The sequence below is a fragment of the Butyrivibrio sp. WCD3002 genome (assembly GCF_000424265.1).
Classification (GTDB): domain Bacteria; phylum Bacillota; class Clostridia; order Lachnospirales; family Lachnospiraceae; genus Butyrivibrio.
Genome location: NZ_AUJO01000007.1, coordinates 134492 through 150246, shown reverse-complemented (window position 1 = coordinate 150246; position 15755 = coordinate 134492). Strand labels below are relative to the sequence as shown.

17 protein-coding genes are annotated in these 15755 nt (G+C 44.2%); all 17 read right to left on the bottom strand.

Annotation, left to right across the window (positions count from 1 at the left end):
* Positions 1–18: 18 nt before the first annotated feature.
* Positions 19–1425, bottom strand: a complete 1407-nt coding sequence (gene ltrA, locus G608_RS0110100) for a group II intron reverse transcriptase/maturase (RefSeq protein ID WP_026495909.1) — start codon at positions 1423–1425, stop codon at positions 19–21.
* 496 nt (positions 1426–1921) lie between these two features.
* A complete protein-coding gene (locus G608_RS0110095) occupies positions 1922–2206 on the bottom strand; it encodes a hypothetical protein (protein WP_026495908.1) in 285 nt (94 codons plus the stop codon).
* Positions 2207–2352: 146 nt separating this feature from the next.
* Positions 2353–2685, bottom strand: a complete 333-nt coding sequence (locus G608_RS0110090; RefSeq protein WP_026491460.1) for a plasmid mobilization protein — start codon at positions 2683–2685, stop codon at positions 2353–2355.
* Positions 2642–3037 (bottom strand): DUF4316 domain-containing protein, encoded by a 396-nt coding sequence (locus G608_RS0110085; RefSeq protein WP_026491461.1) that lies wholly within the window; start codon positions 3035–3037, stop codon positions 2642–2644. The genes G608_RS0110090 and G608_RS0110085 overlap by 44 nt, the downstream gene beginning before the upstream one ends.
* Entirely contained in the window at positions 3034–3258 is a 225-nt protein-coding gene (locus tag G608_RS0110080; protein WP_026491462.1) for a hypothetical protein, read from the bottom strand. The genes G608_RS0110085 and G608_RS0110080 overlap by 4 nt, the downstream gene beginning before the upstream one ends.
* Positions 3259–3378: 120 nt before the next feature.
* A complete protein-coding gene (locus tag G608_RS0110075) occupies positions 3379–4047 on the bottom strand; it encodes a DUF4366 domain-containing protein (protein WP_026495907.1) in 669 nt (222 codons plus the stop codon).
* The gene (locus G608_RS20810) at positions 4031–4300 is read right to left on the bottom strand and encodes a DUF4315 family protein (protein ID WP_035765106.1); all 270 of its coding nucleotides are present in this window, start codon (positions 4298–4300) and stop codon (positions 4031–4033) included. Before G608_RS20810 ends, G608_RS0110075 begins: the two co-directional genes overlap by 17 nt.
* Positions 4301–4330: 30 nt before the next feature.
* Positions 4331–6310, bottom strand: a complete 1980-nt coding sequence (locus G608_RS20805; RefSeq protein WP_051209147.1) for a C40 family peptidase — start codon at positions 6308–6310, stop codon at positions 4331–4333.
* A 4-nt stretch (positions 6311–6314) separates the two neighbouring features.
* Positions 6315–8675 (bottom strand): VirB4-like conjugal transfer ATPase, CD1110 family, encoded by a 2361-nt coding sequence (locus tag G608_RS0110060; RefSeq protein ID WP_442852222.1) that lies wholly within the window; start codon positions 8673–8675, stop codon positions 6315–6317.
* A 37-nt stretch (positions 8676–8712) separates the two neighbouring features.
* Positions 8713–9114 (bottom strand): PrgI family protein, encoded by a 402-nt coding sequence (locus tag G608_RS0110055; RefSeq protein ID WP_026495905.1) that lies wholly within the window; start codon positions 9112–9114, stop codon positions 8713–8715.
* Between the two features lie 15 nt (positions 9115–9129).
* Positions 9130–9996 carry a VirB6/TrbL-like conjugal transfer protein, CD1112 family gene (locus tag G608_RS0110050; RefSeq protein ID WP_026491466.1) on the bottom strand — a complete coding sequence of 289 codons (867 nt, stop codon included), beginning with the start codon at positions 9994–9996 and terminating at the stop codon, positions 9130–9132.
* A gap of 150 nt (positions 9997–10146) precedes the next feature.
* Positions 10147–10359, bottom strand: coding sequence for a Maff2 family mobile element protein (locus G608_RS0110045; RefSeq protein WP_026491467.1), 213 nt, complete (start codon positions 10357–10359; stop codon positions 10147–10149).
* A 507-nt stretch (positions 10360–10866) separates the two neighbouring features.
* Positions 10867–11595: a DUF3800 domain-containing protein gene (locus tag G608_RS0110040; protein ID WP_026495904.1), complete on the bottom strand. Its 729-nt coding sequence runs from the start codon at positions 11593–11595 to the stop codon at positions 10867–10869.
* 135 nt (positions 11596–11730) lie between these two features.
* Positions 11731–13476: a VirD4-like conjugal transfer protein, CD1115 family gene (locus G608_RS0110035; RefSeq protein ID WP_026495903.1), complete on the bottom strand. Its 1746-nt coding sequence runs from the start codon at positions 13474–13476 to the stop codon at positions 11731–11733.
* Entirely contained in the window at positions 13473–13949 is a 477-nt protein-coding gene (locus G608_RS0110030) for a PcfB family protein (protein WP_026495902.1), read from the bottom strand. Before G608_RS0110030 ends, G608_RS0110035 begins: the two co-directional genes overlap by 4 nt.
* A 43-nt stretch (positions 13950–13992) precedes the next feature.
* The gene (locus G608_RS0110025; RefSeq protein ID WP_026495901.1) at positions 13993–14970 is read right to left on the bottom strand and encodes a ParB/RepB/Spo0J family partition protein; all 978 of its coding nucleotides are present in this window, start codon (positions 14968–14970) and stop codon (positions 13993–13995) included.
* Complete coding sequence (locus G608_RS20800; RefSeq protein WP_026491472.1) at positions 14930–15751, bottom strand: ParA family protein; 822 nt, start codon at positions 15749–15751, stop codon at positions 14930–14932. Before G608_RS20800 ends, G608_RS0110025 begins: the two co-directional genes overlap by 41 nt.
* Between the last annotated feature and the right edge of the window lie 4 nt (positions 15752–15755).

Genomic DNA, 15755 nt, shown 5'->3' with positions numbered 1-15755 from the left:
AGGCGGTTCCTTTAGTTTTCAACAGACTTTCAGATAATAGTCAAGCATGGACGTGTATCCGAGTTTGACTATTATTTTATTTGTAAGGGCTACGGAAAGCATCTGTGCCGCTCTCCAAGTGCCTTTTCTTGTATTGGCAAGCATATTCACCTGCCACTCCTCGATTTTCAGTGCTCTCAGCATCTTATATCTCGTTCTGACTTTCTTCCATTGCTTCCAATAGACGGCTCTAATTCTATGTCTAGCCCATGAGTCTGTATTCTTGAGAAGATTCTTCATGTCAGCAAGGCGGAAATATACAATCCATCCTTCCACATACTCACGATATCTCTTTTCACGTTCAGCATTGCTTATGCCTTTATTTCTATCAGTTAGCTCTCTGATTCTCTTTCTCATCTTCGTAACTGACTTTGGGTGTACTCTAAAACGGCATACATGCTTGTAGATGTAGAACCCGTATCCGAGGTATTTAACATCTCTGATATGCGCAACTACTGTTTTCGCCCTGTTTACTTTAAGGAAGAGTTTCCCTTCAATATATGCAACTATGTTGACCATGGCTCTCTGAGCGCTTCTCTTGCTCCTGCAAAAAATCATGCAGTCATCCGCGAATCTTACGAACCGCAGGCCCCTGCGCTCCAGTTCCTTGTCCAACTCGTTAAGCATGACATTACTAAGTAATGGACTGAGGGGTCCACCCTGAGGCATACCGATTTCTGTTTTCTCGAACAGTCCGTTTGCCATAGCTCCTGCATTCAGATATTTATGAACGAGAGATATAACTCTGCCATCCTTTATGGTACGTGACAATACCTCTATCAACTTGCTATGACCGACGGTATCAAAGAACTTTTCCAAGTCCATATCCACCACATACATATATCCATCATTGACGTATTTCTGGCATTGTCTGAGGGCATCATGCTGTCCTCTTTTGGGTCGAAAGCCAAAACTGCTCTCTGAGAACTGTGGCTCAAAGATGGGCACGAGTTCCTGCGTTATTGCCTGCTGTATGACTCTGTCTACAACTGTCGGAACTCCCAACTTTCTATACTCACCCTTTGTTTCTTTGGGTATCTCTACCCTGCGGACAGGGTTGGGCTTATATTTCCCATCCTTTATCTTTTGGATTAGCTCGTTACTGTGTTCTTTTAGGTAGGGCAGAAGTTCATCCACCTGCATTCCATCAATTCCACCTGCGCCGCCATTTGATTTTACTTTCTTATAAGCCTTATTCATGTTGTCTTTACGCAAAATCAAGTCCAGTAGATTGTCCATCCAAAAATCTGTGATGACACCGCTCTTTTCAGTAATCCTAGCGTAGTCGAACACTCCTGCATACTCTTCCTGTTCCGCAGTAGCCATTTGCAGGTAGTCTTCAATATGAAGTTGTCTGTTCTCAAACCTACTTTCGGTTACATTCATTGCTTGTGTCTCCTAAAAGTTCAGTCCTTCCCACGGCGCCTATAGTCGCCATGGTACTACGACCTCTGCTGACTTCTCATCATTCGTTGTTACTCACGGGCTTCATACTCTGTTTCCTCCCGCTGACGAGACCTCCCCGAGTACCACACGTTTCTTTCACTCCATGCACCAACCATATTTACTATGCGCGGTTCCGTACAGTTATTGGGCTTTGACTTGTCTAGCAGTCTTACCCCCAAAGCAGCATAGCCTCATATATAGTTTCTGTCCGTATGGTCGGAGATTTGCCTACACCTTCCTTCAGATTCCCCTCGCGTTAACGTGGTCATTGCCACGATAGGACACCCTTGGTGTTCGGCTGTGCCCTTCCCACTGTCGGGCGGGCTAGGGACTTACACCCATTAGAAACGTGCGCCGTCGGGCGCACTAGAAAAAGCAGCCCATATTTATGAAAAATACAGACTGCTTTTATAGCCATATCCATTGTCTTCAGTTATCAGAAATCCTGGTAAAGCTCCACCGCCATCTCGATCAGATGCTCACAAAGTCCAATGGCGAGCATCGCTGCCATTACCATCATCCCTGCAATGAAGGTCATCACCACTCCAAAGATGCAGTGGGTCGCAAAGCAGTAGATGATAAGGATTGTCCCGACAAGGAACATCATCCCTGCAACAAATCCAGAGATATTCACAAACATCTTTGCAAACATGTTTGCCGTGAACACCATAAGGAATAACGGAAAAAGCAGAACCTTCAAAACAATTCTCATCATACCCATCGCTTTACCTCCAGTCTTTAAATCATGCCAACTGCGATTCCTCGGAAAACAAATATCCGTTCCTGATATGATAATGATAGATTTGAAAAACTTATCTGCCAAGTTTGTCATTTAGGAAGTTCTTACATATCCATGCTTTATGTCATTTATCTGATCTGCGAAAAAGCTATCATCATGTTTTTTGTATGCTCCCAGATTTCATCAAGTCTCTTTTTCAGATCTTCCATATCTGCAGCATATACATCTCCGAAAGCATTTGCCTTTTTCGCATACTGGTTAAGATTGTTGGAACACATGCGAAGGAGATACACGATCTCACTAAAGTCATCCGTCTTTAATCTCACACAATACCCGTCCAGCATCATCTTCCTGATATACATGCTCATGCTGCTGACACCGACCTCATCCATCTTGGCGATAAGTCTTGCATATTCCTCATCTGTCAATCTGACAGTAACTTTGTGCGTGCGCTCTTGCATGTCTTCTCTCCCCTGCAATCCTCTCAGCCTCTTCAGCTTTTGCCTTTGCTTCCTCATACTCCCTGGCTTTTCTTCCGGACAGCTCCGTGTCATCACCTTCCAGGATCCTGTCCAGATCTTCCAAAAATTCCAAAGCCCAGGCAGGCACAACTCTCAGATCATCCTCTTTTATTTCAGGAACCGAGTTGATCACTCCGTCAAAGTTATTGTCATTACCTTCGACTGCATCCTCCACAGTTTTGAGATAATTCTTTTTCGAATGGATAGTATGCTGTTCAAGGATGGACTCTTCTTTTTCTGTAAGTTCCTCTTCCTTGTTCAGCCTGTCGTTTGCTATATCAAGTCCGCTCATGCCAGCACTCCTTTCGCTTTTTTGTAGTTCTCCAGTTTCTGAAGAACTGATTCCCTGCCATCCTTTTTACCGTGTTTTATCAGCTGTTTCTTTTTTTCCGCTGCTTTCTTTCTGGCATCAATAACCTCACCCATCCTGAAGCTGTAGCTTGAAAGACGGTTTGAGATGATGTCCACTTTTTCCTCTGCAGTCATCGGCATTCTTACATCTGCTTCCACCATGATGATTCCCTCCTCTCATGAAAACAGCTGCAGATCAAAGCATCTGCAGCCGCTTTTTTTTCAGGACAATTCATGGGATTCTTATGAATCTCTAATGGCACTGCCCTTTTAATATCCTGATTACTCTTCAGAGTCCTCATGCTCTTCTGGCATACTGTCGAGTACACTCTTTTCCTCTTCCTCCTGGAAATCCTCATCAGGATCTTCCTTTTCCTTCTTTATGAACTCGTCCTTATTGGAGTAAATATAAAAGCCACCTGCACCAGCCATGAGTATCAGTATCACAATGAGAGCCGCTTTGGATCCTCCCTTCTTAGGCTCCTCAGGTTCGGGCTCAGGCTCCTCTTCTTTAGGCTCTTCCACCACAGGAGCAGGTGTGACCTCTTCATCAGTTTCACCCTTCAGTTCCTTTATCTCATCCTCATCAAGAAGTGACAGGATATCCCTCTCATCAACAAGATTAAGGAAATGAACTGTATTCTCACCCTGATCATCACGGTCGATGATGATATAAAAGATATTTCCGTTCTTCGTCGTGACAGTGATGAACTGCTTTCCGCTCTTTTCAGGACTGCCATAGTCATCAACTATGGTAAGGTTTCCCTCGGGAGTAAGAGGTCCCATCTCCTCTTCCGGTTCCTCCGCAGGCGGATCGGGTTTCTCTTCCTCAGCTTCTACAGCCTCCGGATCAACAAAGGCTTTTGCAGTGATGTTATTGCCTGTAATACAGAACGCTGTCAGCGCAAACACCGCTGCGCCAAATATAAGTATTTTAGTCTTCAGTTTCATCTGTGATCTCCTCCTCATCGTTATTAACTATCTCTCCCACACTCTTATCCCCGGGCATGTTCCCCTTTGTGTAGGCGATAAGCTTCTGTAATTCCGCAGGAGTGATGTCGGCTGCCTTCATCATTTCATGGACGGCAGTCTTTTCCTCCTCCTGACATTTCTTTTCAAGAGCCCTGACCTTTGCATCAGCCTCGGCTCTTTTCTCTTTGGCCTTCGCAAGTTCGGCCTTGTATCTGTCTAATCTCTCAAACATGTCTCCCCCTTCTGGCAGCTGCTTTTCCATTTAAGGCAAACGCCCGTAGCATAAAAAGTGATTCTGCCAGTACTTTGTATTTACCGATGCATAGGAAATGGGATTTCCGCAGTGTATCATCATGCCGTCCCCGACATAGATTCCCACGTGGCTTGCACCGGGTGTATCATAGGTTCCCTGGAAAAAAATAAGATCCCCCGGCTTTGCTTCTTCCGGTGAGATCTGTGTACAGAATTTCCTCAGTCCCTGTGCAGTTGTCCTTCCCACGTGCCATCCCGTGTGATTGAGCACCCAGCATACAAATCCCGAACAGTCAAAGCCTGTCGTGGGATTGCTGCCTCCCCAGACATACGCTCTTCCAAGATACTTTTCAGCTTCAGCTATCATCGCTGCAAACTGCTGGTCAGTGAGTGCTTCTCCCGGAACATGATACTCATCATCATCTCCGTCTCCGTAGATATCCTCAAAGAGATATTCCTTGTTACCACGGGTATACAAGAGAAGTTCGTAATGCTTTTTCTGTTTATCCGTCATACCCGAGTGCTCAATGACATGATCAAGTCCCTTGTTATCGAGCTTTACCTTCAGGATCTTTACTGTGTACTGCTCATCAACCTCATAGGTATACTGCTCATAGTACCCGCCATCAGCGTGGTTTTGATCCTCCACCCACCTTAGTCCTATCTTCTGGACTTTCCTGGTCCTTGTCTCCTGTCTCTCCGAATAGGTGAGCTTGTACTGCTTTTTGAAGATCTCCTTAATGATGTTCTTCATGTCCTTCCGTTTGTAATCGTCATACTTGGCGGTAAGGAAAGCTGCAAGCTGATAGGGATCATGTCCTGTCTCATCAAGCTCGTACTCGTATTCATCATATCCGGGATAAAGCTCCGGGGTCTTTGAAATGGTATCTTCAAGATCTTCCTCGAGTTTCCGGTAATCCTTTTCAACGCCTTTGATATCCTCATCGTAGGCACTGTAGGATGATGTCGCACCACCATCGTTCATGGCAGGCATAACAAGTGCGCAGCTGGACATAAGGGTACACAGCATGATTATCATGAGCATTATGATGATTATCGCCACAAAAAGCTTGGGATTTTCCTCAACAAAGGCAACAATCGCTGCTGCAATGTCACTGAGTTTTTCTGAGATCTTCTCAGCTATCTCTTCCAGCGTTGTAAGACCGCCTCTTGCTGCCTCACGCTCCTTCTCCCTCTCATAATAGGATTTCCTTCTCTTCTTTTTCTGTGCTGCCCTGGACTTTGGATTTGACCCGTCCTTCGGATTCTGCTCGTTGGAATTCTTCCTTTCTTCCCTGTGCTCACGCTTAAGCTTCCTGCGGTATACGCTCTCATTAAACCTTCTGCCGGCTTCTTCCGTGGCCCGAATTCCTTCACGGATTGCATCATCACCTGAATTGTCATCGTCTGTTCCGTCAGGTGTACAGGCACTTCCAACAACACTTGTGGCTGCAGACGCTGCAAGACCGGCTGCTCCGATAACACCATGAGATATGCCCGAGGTAGTTCTCCTCATAGCATCAAGCCTTGATCCGGGAGTGCCTGAAGTGCTCTTGCCAAATACATGGCTCGCCACAACCTCAGCCTGATATACATTGGACTTCTCAGCTTCAGATGAATTCATGAATGATATATGATCAGCGAATTCCTTATGGGATTCGTCTGTAATCTGTGACATATTTCTGGAATAGTTATCCTCCTGTATATGTCTGTTCTCCTCAATCATCTGCGCCTTTACACCAAGAAGCTCCTCAGACTCTTTTCTTCCTTCAAGAACTTTCTTCCTATGCCTTGCACGGAGTCTCCGTTTTTTAAGTTCCTCTTTGGATATATCAGTCGCATCCATCTCAGTAATTTTGAGCGGATCACCTATGATATCGCCATCCTGACTTTTCTGAACGCCTCTGCCATGATTAAGCTTTTTCCTGTATTCAGCCTTCAGGGAGGACTTCGTGCGAAACTTACTCCTGTAATACTTTCTGTCATTCAAGTTTTTATGCTCCCTTCTCTTCCTTATACTGTGCAATCTCATTCGGTTTGGTTGTAAGTATTCGGTACAGCTCTATGTCTGTAGGGAAATGGTCTGCAAACGGCAGTATCACGTTTCCAAAAAATAACAGCCCTTCACCTTCACCCGCCTGGGTTACGTATGAGAGCTGATGGTCACTGATGCCAAGTTTTCTGGCAAGTATATTTCTGTCTCCTGTCGCCTGGTTCAGCATATATATGAATTCGCAGTTCTCCAGGATATTCTCTATCTCAGGAGACGACAGGAGGTCCTTGACGTTCTGCGTGATTGCTGTCGGTATTCCGCCCCACTTACGGAATCGCTTGTAGATTTCCACGCTGTAGCTTGCGGTCTGCTTCTCCCTCAGGAGCAGGTGGAACTCGTCCATATAGTAACGTGTACTCTTTCCGGATTCACGGTTTGCTGAAACCCTGCCCCAGACCTGATCCTCAACGATCAGCATTCCAAGCTTCTTAAGCTGTTTTCCAAGCTCCTTGATGTCATAGCAGATGAATCTGTTATGGATATCAACGTTTGTCCTGTGATTGAATACGTTGAGGGAACCCTTTACATAGATCTCAAGTGCAGTAGCAACATTCCTGGCTTCAGGTTCACTCTGCTTTAACAGCTCATTGTACAGATCCTCCAGAATCGGCATGTTCTCAGGCCTTGGATCCTCAAAGTATCTGTTGTATATCTTATGGACGCATCTGTCTATGACGGTTATCTCTATTGGCATGAGGCCGTCCCTTCCTCCAAGGACAAGTTCGCAGAGGGACAGGATAAACTCAGCCTTCAGTGCTATGGGATTGTCATCGTCGGAATAGTTCTGGTTGATGTCCATGGGATTGATATACTGTGTGGAATTGGCACTTATCTTGATTACCTGGCCGTTGAATTTATGGACAAGCGGGGAATACTCTCCCTCAGGATCGCATACTATAATATCATCGTCCGTTGCGAGCATGACGTTTGCCATCTCACGCTTTGCTGAGAAGGACTTTCCCGAACCCGGTGTCCCAAGGATAAGTCCGTTGGGATTCTTCAGCTTCTTTCTGTCAGCCATGATAAGGTTATTTGAAAGGGCATTAAGTCCGTAATATAGTGACTCCTCACCCTCCTGGAAAAGCTCCTGGGTCGTGAACGGGATCATGATCGCTGAGCTTGATGTTGTCATGCCGCGCTGTATCTGGATATGGTTACGTGCAAGCGGAAGGCTGCTCATAAGTCCCATCTCCTGCTGGTAATCAAGTCTTACCAGAATGCAGTTATGCTTCTGTGCTATGCTCTTTGCCTGGAAAACATTATTCTCAAGCTCCCTCTCAGTCTTACCCGTATTCATGATAAGGAAGGTTATTAGGAACATTCTCTCGTTCTGTGACTGCAGCTCGCGAAGAAGTGCCTTTGCATCCTTACCATAGGTGGCAAGATCTGAGGGAATTATGTCCATGTCATACCCGGCTCTTACGGCCTTTTTCTGCTCCTCGATCTTGTTCCTGTCTAGCTCCGTTATCTTACGCTTGACGTTCTTTATAGCCTGATTCTGGTCAATTGACTGCATGTGTATACTGAGCACCTGCGATGAATCCATTGAAAGGAAATCTGCCAGCATCTCATCATTTATCTCGGATGCCGTTATCGAAAGGAAGCTCATCGCACAGTACATGTCTCCCATCTCAAAACTCTTTTTCTTCTGGAATGCAAAGCTGCTTGGAACGATGAAGTCCTTGGGACCAAGTCCTCTTTCACTGCACCACTTCCAATCAAACATGAACCTGTCATCATCTCCCATATGGAAAATGTCATGCATGAGCTTAAGACGCTCCTTGCCGTTTAAGGTATTTGCCATGACACCGAGATGCTTGAAGTTATTCATTATATCTATCTCGATATGGTTGAGCCTTGGCTTTGCCTCCCTTATGGATGATGCATGGATTCCGAATGTCAGGTACTTGGTCTTTGTAAGACCGTTGTTACCCTTTTCAAGCTGCCTCTTCAGTACATTTGAATACTGATCCCTTGTGACGTTGAATCCGTCCTTCCTTAAGGGTATCCTGATACTCTTTTCAAAAGCTGTTGCATCCGTACTTACGTTAAGAAATGTCAGCACGAACTCCACTGAACTGTCAAAGAAGTTCAGGAAACTGCACCACTCCTCAAACATGATTGTCTTGTCCTCATCCTGGGCGAGCTTGTAGTTGATGTCCTGGAACTGGATCGTCTTTGAATAGAAATCCCCTTCCTCCCTGCATATGCCGCTGGGAAACATCCTCTCAAAGGTCACGGATTCCTGGGCGGAGTGGGGAACATCGTCCGATTTCTTCGCATTATCAATGACCTTCTTTATCTGCTTCTTCTCCTCGGATGAGAGGCGTGCCGGAACCTTAAGGTTTCTTTTCTTTTTCTTTCTGAACAAATGAAACAACAATGTCCTCTACCTCCTCCTTTAGTTTTCTCTGCCTCATGAGGGCAGCGTAGTAATTCTCTGTCCTGTATGGTCTTATCCTGGGTCTTTTGAATCTCCAGACGATCATGTGCCGAAGGATGGTCTCACAGTTCATTCCGTCCTTTTCATAAAGAGCCACAAAAAAGAAGGGCATCATCACCGCCATCATCGCAAGTGTTGATGCACTTATGTTTTCCGTCATCTTCTTTGTAACAAAAAACAGGGGAACTCCCACCAGGGCCCCAAGTGAAAAGCATATAATCTGTCTTTTGGTAAGACCGAATACTATCTTTTCCTTGACCCTTGTAAGATCCCTGGGTACTGATACGAAATTTGCCATTTTTTCTGTTACCCCCTACCTTGCACTGAAAATACTCTTTGAAAGGGAACTTGTTTTCAAAAGGGAAAAGCACAGAAGCACCGTATATCCCAACACTCCCCACATGGATCCGACTATGTCATCCGTAAAGGCAACAGACTGTATAAGGGCTGCGTAAATCCCCATGCACACCATGATGAGGAAACCCTGGAATCCAAGTGCGATAAGTCCCCTTAAATAATTCTGTCCAATCTGGCTCTGCTCCCTGTTGCCGAATGTAGCAAAGGGTATGGGTGCAAGACTGATCATGAGATATATTTCCACCATTCTTCCGTAGACGACCACGAAGATGAATGCAGCAAGTATCTGCGTTGCCAGATTAACAAACAGCACCTGGAAGAACAGTCCGAATATGGCTGCCAGATCCATCGCTTCAATCGTAGCCCTCATACCAGCAAGAGCTGAATCATCAACAGCCGTCGACCCCTGTATCAGAGCACCACTACTGTTTACAACATGCTGAGCCACATCAAACACTGCCATGCTTATGTCGAAACAGTTACTGATGAGCATTACTGCTATGAATGTCTTGAAGATCCATTTAAAGAATATCCATGTCTCAAAATTTGCCAGGTTATTGTGCGCTATGATGAGCTGGATCAGTTCATAGCAGGCGATGAATGTCAGTACCATACCTGCTATTGGCATGATCACGCCTTCCGACAGTTCCTTTATCAGGTTGAAGACATTTGCCTGAAACGCCGCGGGTGTTGTCGCAACCTGTGTGGTCACTTCACCCACCTGGTTATTGACACTGTCGAACATGCCCTGTAAAACGCTCATAACCCCGTCAACAAGTAAAGACTTAAGCCAGGAGGTCAGTTCTTCTATAACTCTGTCCATAGATTATGCTCCTTTGCTTATTTTTAAAGACCAGAGTCAAGACTCGGAAATGCCCTTTACCGGCATCTCCGCCTGGCTCTGTATGATTACCATATGAAATTTTCAGTCCTGCCACTTGCTATAGCGCGGCAGGCCGCGCTTTCCTGCAAATCAGAAAAGGTTTGCAAGAAGAGGAATAAGCTGGGTTCCGATGAGGGCAACACCACCGCCCGCCATGAGCTGCTTCATACCCTGAGACTTCGCGCCCGGATTGTCATTTCCGTAACCTTCAAGAAGGTTAACCACGCCCCATGCTCCAAGACCTGCACCAAGGGCAACTACTACTGTCTGTAATGATGTTACTGCGCTCTGAAAAAATTCCATTGTGCTCACCGGGATCCCCTGTGACAGAACAATCGCAAAGGCTATTAATACCAAATAATAGCCCGTTTTATAGAGAATAAACGGATCACTTGGTCCTTCTCTGAACTGTTCTATCGGGATTCCCACGCCCGAAACCCACGCCTCGTACTCTATTTTCATAATCTCATCTTCATCCGTACCTCTTTCTTCATCTTCCTATCTTCATCCAAAAACCGCGCCGGCTTTCGGACTACTCTCCTTTCTCGATTTAAAATATGATTGATAGTTTCGTTATGCCTTCCTCCCTGTGCACCTGAATTTGGGCATAAAAACAGACCAGTAAGTACCGGACGTCTCCGGCCTTTGCTGGCCTATGTAAAATTCTATATACAACAAAAGACATCCCATATCTGGAATGCCCTTCTAACAAAAACGCTGGACCGGACAGCTTACATCTGCCTTACATCCTCATGCGGTTTGCAACGATTTACTTTGCTGATTTAATATTAACATTAAATAGGATTTTAGTCAAAAATTTAGTTTGATATCATGCGCCTCAGAAAAGTCAAAAATATCATCACCACATAAAGAATCCATCCATAATTTGATATTTTCAGCGCTATTCTCATCTTTCTTTTCAATATTTCTGTAAAAAGTATTTGCTACAAAGTCTGCTAATTGAACAAGTTTTTCATTCTTGGAATCTGTATAATTTGCGGCAAACGAATCACAAATTGGGTTGGACATAGTCAGCTGCTGATTCAGGTATTCCTCCAAGTTATACTTTGCTCCAGTTGCAACATTCTGTTCATCAAGGAGTATCTCAATTTTACCTGATCCTGTCATATATTTGCTATGCTTTCTATAGCAACTATCGAAATATACCTGAACAAGATAATTAAATGCCCTAGCATGATTTTCAATGAATTTGTCAGTTGCATAATTATTGTCTAAAACGATTATTCCTAGCTCAAGAGTATCTTTTCCGTGTGTTAACACATGCTGATATATCTGTAATTTTTTGCTCTCAGATATATCAGATCCCTTAATCTCTTTGTTCTTAATCAGTGTCTCTTTTCTTTTGCTATCATTCTTTATTAGTTGTGAAATTTTCTTCTTAAACAGCCTACGTATTGCGGTAGGATTATCCGTAAATAGCATGGCAATAATAAAATATCTATTATTGCTTATATTTGTTTTAGTAATACTACCTGACTCATCCACATACACATAAACTGTATTTTTTACTTCTTCCATTTAGTCCTCGCAAAGCGTAAAAATTCATGTCCCTAAAGTATATAATCATTCATTTATAAACTCAATACATTTTTGATAAGGCAGAATGCTACAAAGAATGATACTTCATAGCCAACTTCTGCCTCATCACTATCTTTACACCTCTACTACATCATATAAATCCTCATCCCTAAGTGACATCTTTGGAATGAGATTCTTCTCTATGTCATATTTGTTCTTGGGGTTATACTCCGCTGTCTCCTTATAGTGCGGATGCTGCGTTACATCGTATTTATCCGACAAGAACGGTCTCACACCTCTAAGTTGCAAGATGCACTTTCCACCATCCATTACTGCTATCTCATCTATGGACATGAGATCCTTACCTGTCTTCTGGTAATTCATGGAGTACGATGGATTGTTACCCTTACTCTCACCGGTGTTGTACATGTCTATAGTTTCCTTGCCAAGGATTTGATTAAGATCTTTCAGAGTGGTCTGCTCTGTACCGCCAAGGAATAGCTGTGAATCCATATTGCCGACTATGGTATCAGCATTATCTTTGTATATAGCTTTTAGCTGTGACTTTGCCTGAAGGAACAGGCATGCGCTTATTTCACGGCTTCGAATGGTCGCCACAAGCTTCTCAAGGTGCGGTATCTGCCCGATATTCGCTGTCTCATCGATAAGACATCTCACATGAACAGGGAGTTTACCACCATAAACATCATCTGCTTTTTCACAGAGCAGATTAAACATCTGACTGTAGATCATAGCAATAAGGAAATTGAAGGTCGGATCTGTATCACTCATGATAAGAAATAGAGCTGTTTTCCTATCTCCCAACATATCAAGGTCGAGTTCATCATACCTTGTTATTTCACGAAGCTCCTCGATATCAAAAGCAGCAAGTCTTGCGCCGCAGCTTATAAGCACTGATTTCATGGTCTTGCCCGCCGCCATCTTGAACTTTTTATACTGTCTTACTGCAAAATGATTTGGCTCCTTCCGCTCAAGATCCCTGAAAAGCATATCCACCGGACTCATATAATCTTCATCGTCCTCTCTCACATCCGATGCATTAAGAAGCTCAAGCAGTGTATTGAAGTTCTGCTCCTCATAAGGAGCAACATAATAGATATAACCGATCAGAGCCGTATAGAGCAGCGTCTCCGCTTTCGTCCAGAATTCATCACCGGACTTTCCTTCACCCTTTGTATTGGAAATAAGTGTGTTAACCAGCTTCAGAATATCCTTTTCGGAATGGATATAATGCAGCGGGTTATAATGCATGCTCTTTTTGAAATTGATGGTGTTGAACACCTTAATCTCGTATCCATGCCTCTTAAGACAGTTGCCAGTTTTGATAATGAGGTCCCCCTTGGGATCGGTTATTACATATGAACTGTGCATCTGAAGCAGATTAGGCAACAGGAAAAATCGTGTTTTACCTGAACCTGAACCTCCGACAACAAGAACATTTTTATTTCTTGCGTACTTGGGGTTCTTGGGTCTGCTCTCCATGGATAAGCGTTCAGTCTGAGTCAGTATGACATTATCCTCAAACTTTTGAGCCATATATGGCTCAATATCCTGAGCTGTTCCCCATCTTGCTGTACCATATTCAGCACCTTGTCTGTATTTCTTTGCATGCTTACTTCTGTATATCACAACCAGCTTGAAGCCTGCACCAACTGCTGCGCCAATCATCATATCAAAAGGATGAAGACTGGGCAAAAAGTTCGCCATGGCAACCGGTATTTCCTGTATCAGCGAATTGATTCTGTCAGTAGCATTTGTCCCTGAAGAAAGTCTCCAGGCTTCTCCAAGATTTGTGGCAACAAGCCCGATAAGCAGATACGGAAGATTAAGAAGGATAATACGTTTCTGTTTACGTGTCATCTGATCATCTCCTTTACTTTGACTTTGGCTTTGATAATCTGCTCCTTTGCCTTTTCCTTGTAGATGCCAAGCTGCCTTATTACGCTGGGTCTGTCTTTCTTGAATGCTCTTGTGTTTTCAAATTCATCCATGACTGCTTCAAGCGCATCCATGTCCTTTGCCTTAAAGAACGCTGTATATACAGGTGGATCAGCAAATTTATCCTTCGTTATTGCAAAATCCACCCCATATCTTTTAGCTATACGCTGAAATTCCTTTATACCCTCATCTCCTATAACCATACTGGTGGCACCCTGATCCTGACTAAGGAGCTGCTTTACTGTCTGCTTGCCCCTGTATCTTTTGGGTCCCATCATCTGCTTTCGCCTTTTGTGATTTATAAATCCCCTGACTGCCCCCACCAGACATCTCATGGAAAGTTTGCCTGTCCTGATAGCCAGGTTTACGGTTTTCTCTTCAACCGTCTCCTGCATAAAAATCTCCCCCTCTCTAACTATCAGCTGGCTTTATCCGTGGTCATAGGTGTTTTTCATGCATTCTCTTTTTCTGCCACTGATCAAGCAGCTTCACAATTGTATCCTCCATCTGTTTTGGAGTGTATGACTTCGGAAAATATTTCCTTAGGACATCGTTCTTTATCGTAACTCTGTCCACATCTGACTTTTTCTCTTCTGACATGATTACATTCATAGCCTCCTGTGTTATACCTTCTTCAAGTGCCTGCTTCTTTATGCGCTGGGCCTGAGACAGCGACGGCGTAGACTGTGAAAAGTCCATAGCTTCAAGGAGCTGGCGTTGCTGTGCTTCATCCAAAAATGAAATCTCAACTGCCGGATTGAAACCGATCTGTTTGTTATCGACCATATCCAGAATTTCAGGGAGCAGATTAGTTAGGCGTATATAGCGCTGTATATTCTTTGAACTCTCTCCTACTTGCTCAGCCAAAATATCTCTTGAAACCTTGCCCTTTAAATTCTGGTCAATTCGACCAGAATTTTCTTTAGATGGTCTTCCAGCAATCCGTTTCATTGCATCTAATTTCATCTTAAAAGCCCATGCTCTCTCACTCGGAAGCAGCGACTCTCTTTGTAAGTTGGCATCCACCATCAAAATCGTAGCGGCATCATCATCCAAGTCTCGGACTATGCATGGAAGTGTTTCCTTTCCAGCAATTTCAGAAGCATGACATCTTCTATGTCCTGACACAATCTCATACCCGCCTTCACTTCTTGGTCTAACAATTGCCGGAGTGAGTACCCCGAACTCTTTGATGCTATCAACAGTTTTAGCCATCTCCTCATCATCCAGAACCTTAAAGGGATGGTTCTTAAATGGATGGAGATCCGATATAGAAATATCAACAACCTGTTCTCCCCCTTTATCAAACTGTTCTTTGGCCTTATCGTCTCCCTGGCTATTATTCAGGCCATCCCCATCCGTCTTGAAAATGTCATCATAACTCGTAAGCTGAATGTTTCCGCGCAATTTCTGCATTTTTCAGCACCTCCTTCGTTAGCTGCCTGTATGCCACAGCCACTTTTCCCTTCGGATCATGCTTATAAATACTCTTTCCAGCTGCACTTATCTCTGCAGCCCTCACTGAATGCGGAATCTCCGTAGCATAGACATTGATTTTTCCGCCATAAACATTTCTCACAAGTTCACTGATCTGTTTGGAATAATTGGTTCTCCCATCAACCATGGTAAGAAGAATGCCATCAATCTTCAGTCCCGGATTCATCTGCCTCTTCACCTTGTTTACAGTCTGAAGAAGCGCCTCCAGTCCTTTTGCTGAAAGATACTGAGCCTGCATCGGAATAATCAGTTTATCTGCAGCTGTCATGGCATTTATGGTCAGCATTCCAAGTGATGGGCTGCAGTCCAACAGAACAGCATCATAATTGTGTTTTACAGAATCGATATATTCCTTGAGGATTCTCTCCCTGCCCATGGCATTTACAAGTGACACCTCCATTCCGGCCAGAGAAATATTAGCAGGCATGAGATCCACACCTTCTGTATGATGGATTATTCCCTCACCCGGTTCTATCGGTATTTCCTGGAGAATGTTCGCCATGATATCTGTTATGGTCACCGGAATATCATCCGTCATTGGATATCCCAGGCTTATAGTCAGGGAACCCTGTGGATCCATATCAACCAGCAGAACCTTCTTGCCTTCATCAGCTAGTCCGATCCCGATATTCTCTGCACTCTGGGTCTTCCCCGTTCCTCCCTTTTGGTTTACCAGGGCGTATACTGTGCCTTTACTCATTTGT

Coding starts and splice junctions, on each gene's coding strand:
- G608_RS0110095 (WP_026495908.1), bottom strand. CDS start 2,206: ATGGGTATGATGAGAATTGTTTTGAAGGTTCTGCTTTTTCCGTTATTC.
- G608_RS0110055 (WP_026495905.1), bottom strand. CDS start 9,114: ATGGCAAATTTCGTATCAGTACCCAGGGATCTTACAAGGGTCAAGGAA.
- ltrA (WP_026495909.1), bottom strand. CDS start 1,425: ATGAATGTAACCGAAAGTAGGTTTGAGAACAGACAACTTCATATTGAA.
- G608_RS0110035 (WP_026495903.1), bottom strand. CDS start 13,476: ATGACACGTAAACAGAAACGTATTATCCTTCTTAATCTTCCGTATCTG.
- G608_RS0110040 (WP_026495904.1), bottom strand. CDS start 11,595: ATGGAAGAAGTAAAAAATACAGTTTATGTGTATGTGGATGAGTCAGGT.
- G608_RS0110080 (WP_026491462.1), bottom strand. CDS start 3,258: ATGGTGGAAGCAGATGTAAGAATGCCGATGACTGCAGAGGAAAAAGTG.
- G608_RS20800 (WP_026491472.1), bottom strand. CDS start 15,751: ATGAGTAAAGGCACAGTATACGCCCTGGTAAACCAAAAGGGAGGAACG.
- G608_RS0110085 (WP_026491461.1), bottom strand. CDS start 3,037: ATGAGCGGACTTGATATAGCAAACGACAGGCTGAACAAGGAAGAGGAA.
- G608_RS0110050 (WP_026491466.1), bottom strand. CDS start 9,996: ATGGACAGAGTTATAGAAGAACTGACCTCCTGGCTTAAGTCTTTACTT.
- G608_RS0110045 (WP_026491467.1), bottom strand. CDS start 10,359: ATGGAATTTTTTCAGAGCGCAGTAACATCATTACAGACAGTAGTAGTT.
- G608_RS0110075 (WP_026495907.1), bottom strand. CDS start 4,047: ATGAAACTGAAGACTAAAATACTTATATTTGGCGCAGCGGTGTTTGCG.
- G608_RS0110090 (WP_026491460.1), bottom strand. CDS start 2,685: ATGCAAGAGCGCACGCACAAAGTTACTGTCAGATTGACAGATGAGGAA.
- G608_RS0110030 (WP_026495902.1), bottom strand. CDS start 13,949: ATGCAGGAGACGGTTGAAGAGAAAACCGTAAACCTGGCTATCAGGACA.
- G608_RS0110025 (WP_026495901.1), bottom strand. CDS start 14,970: ATGCAGAAATTGCGCGGAAACATTCAGCTTACGAGTTATGATGACATT.
- G608_RS20810 (WP_035765106.1), bottom strand. CDS start 4,300: ATGTTTGAGAGATTAGACAGATACAAGGCCGAACTTGCGAAGGCCAAA.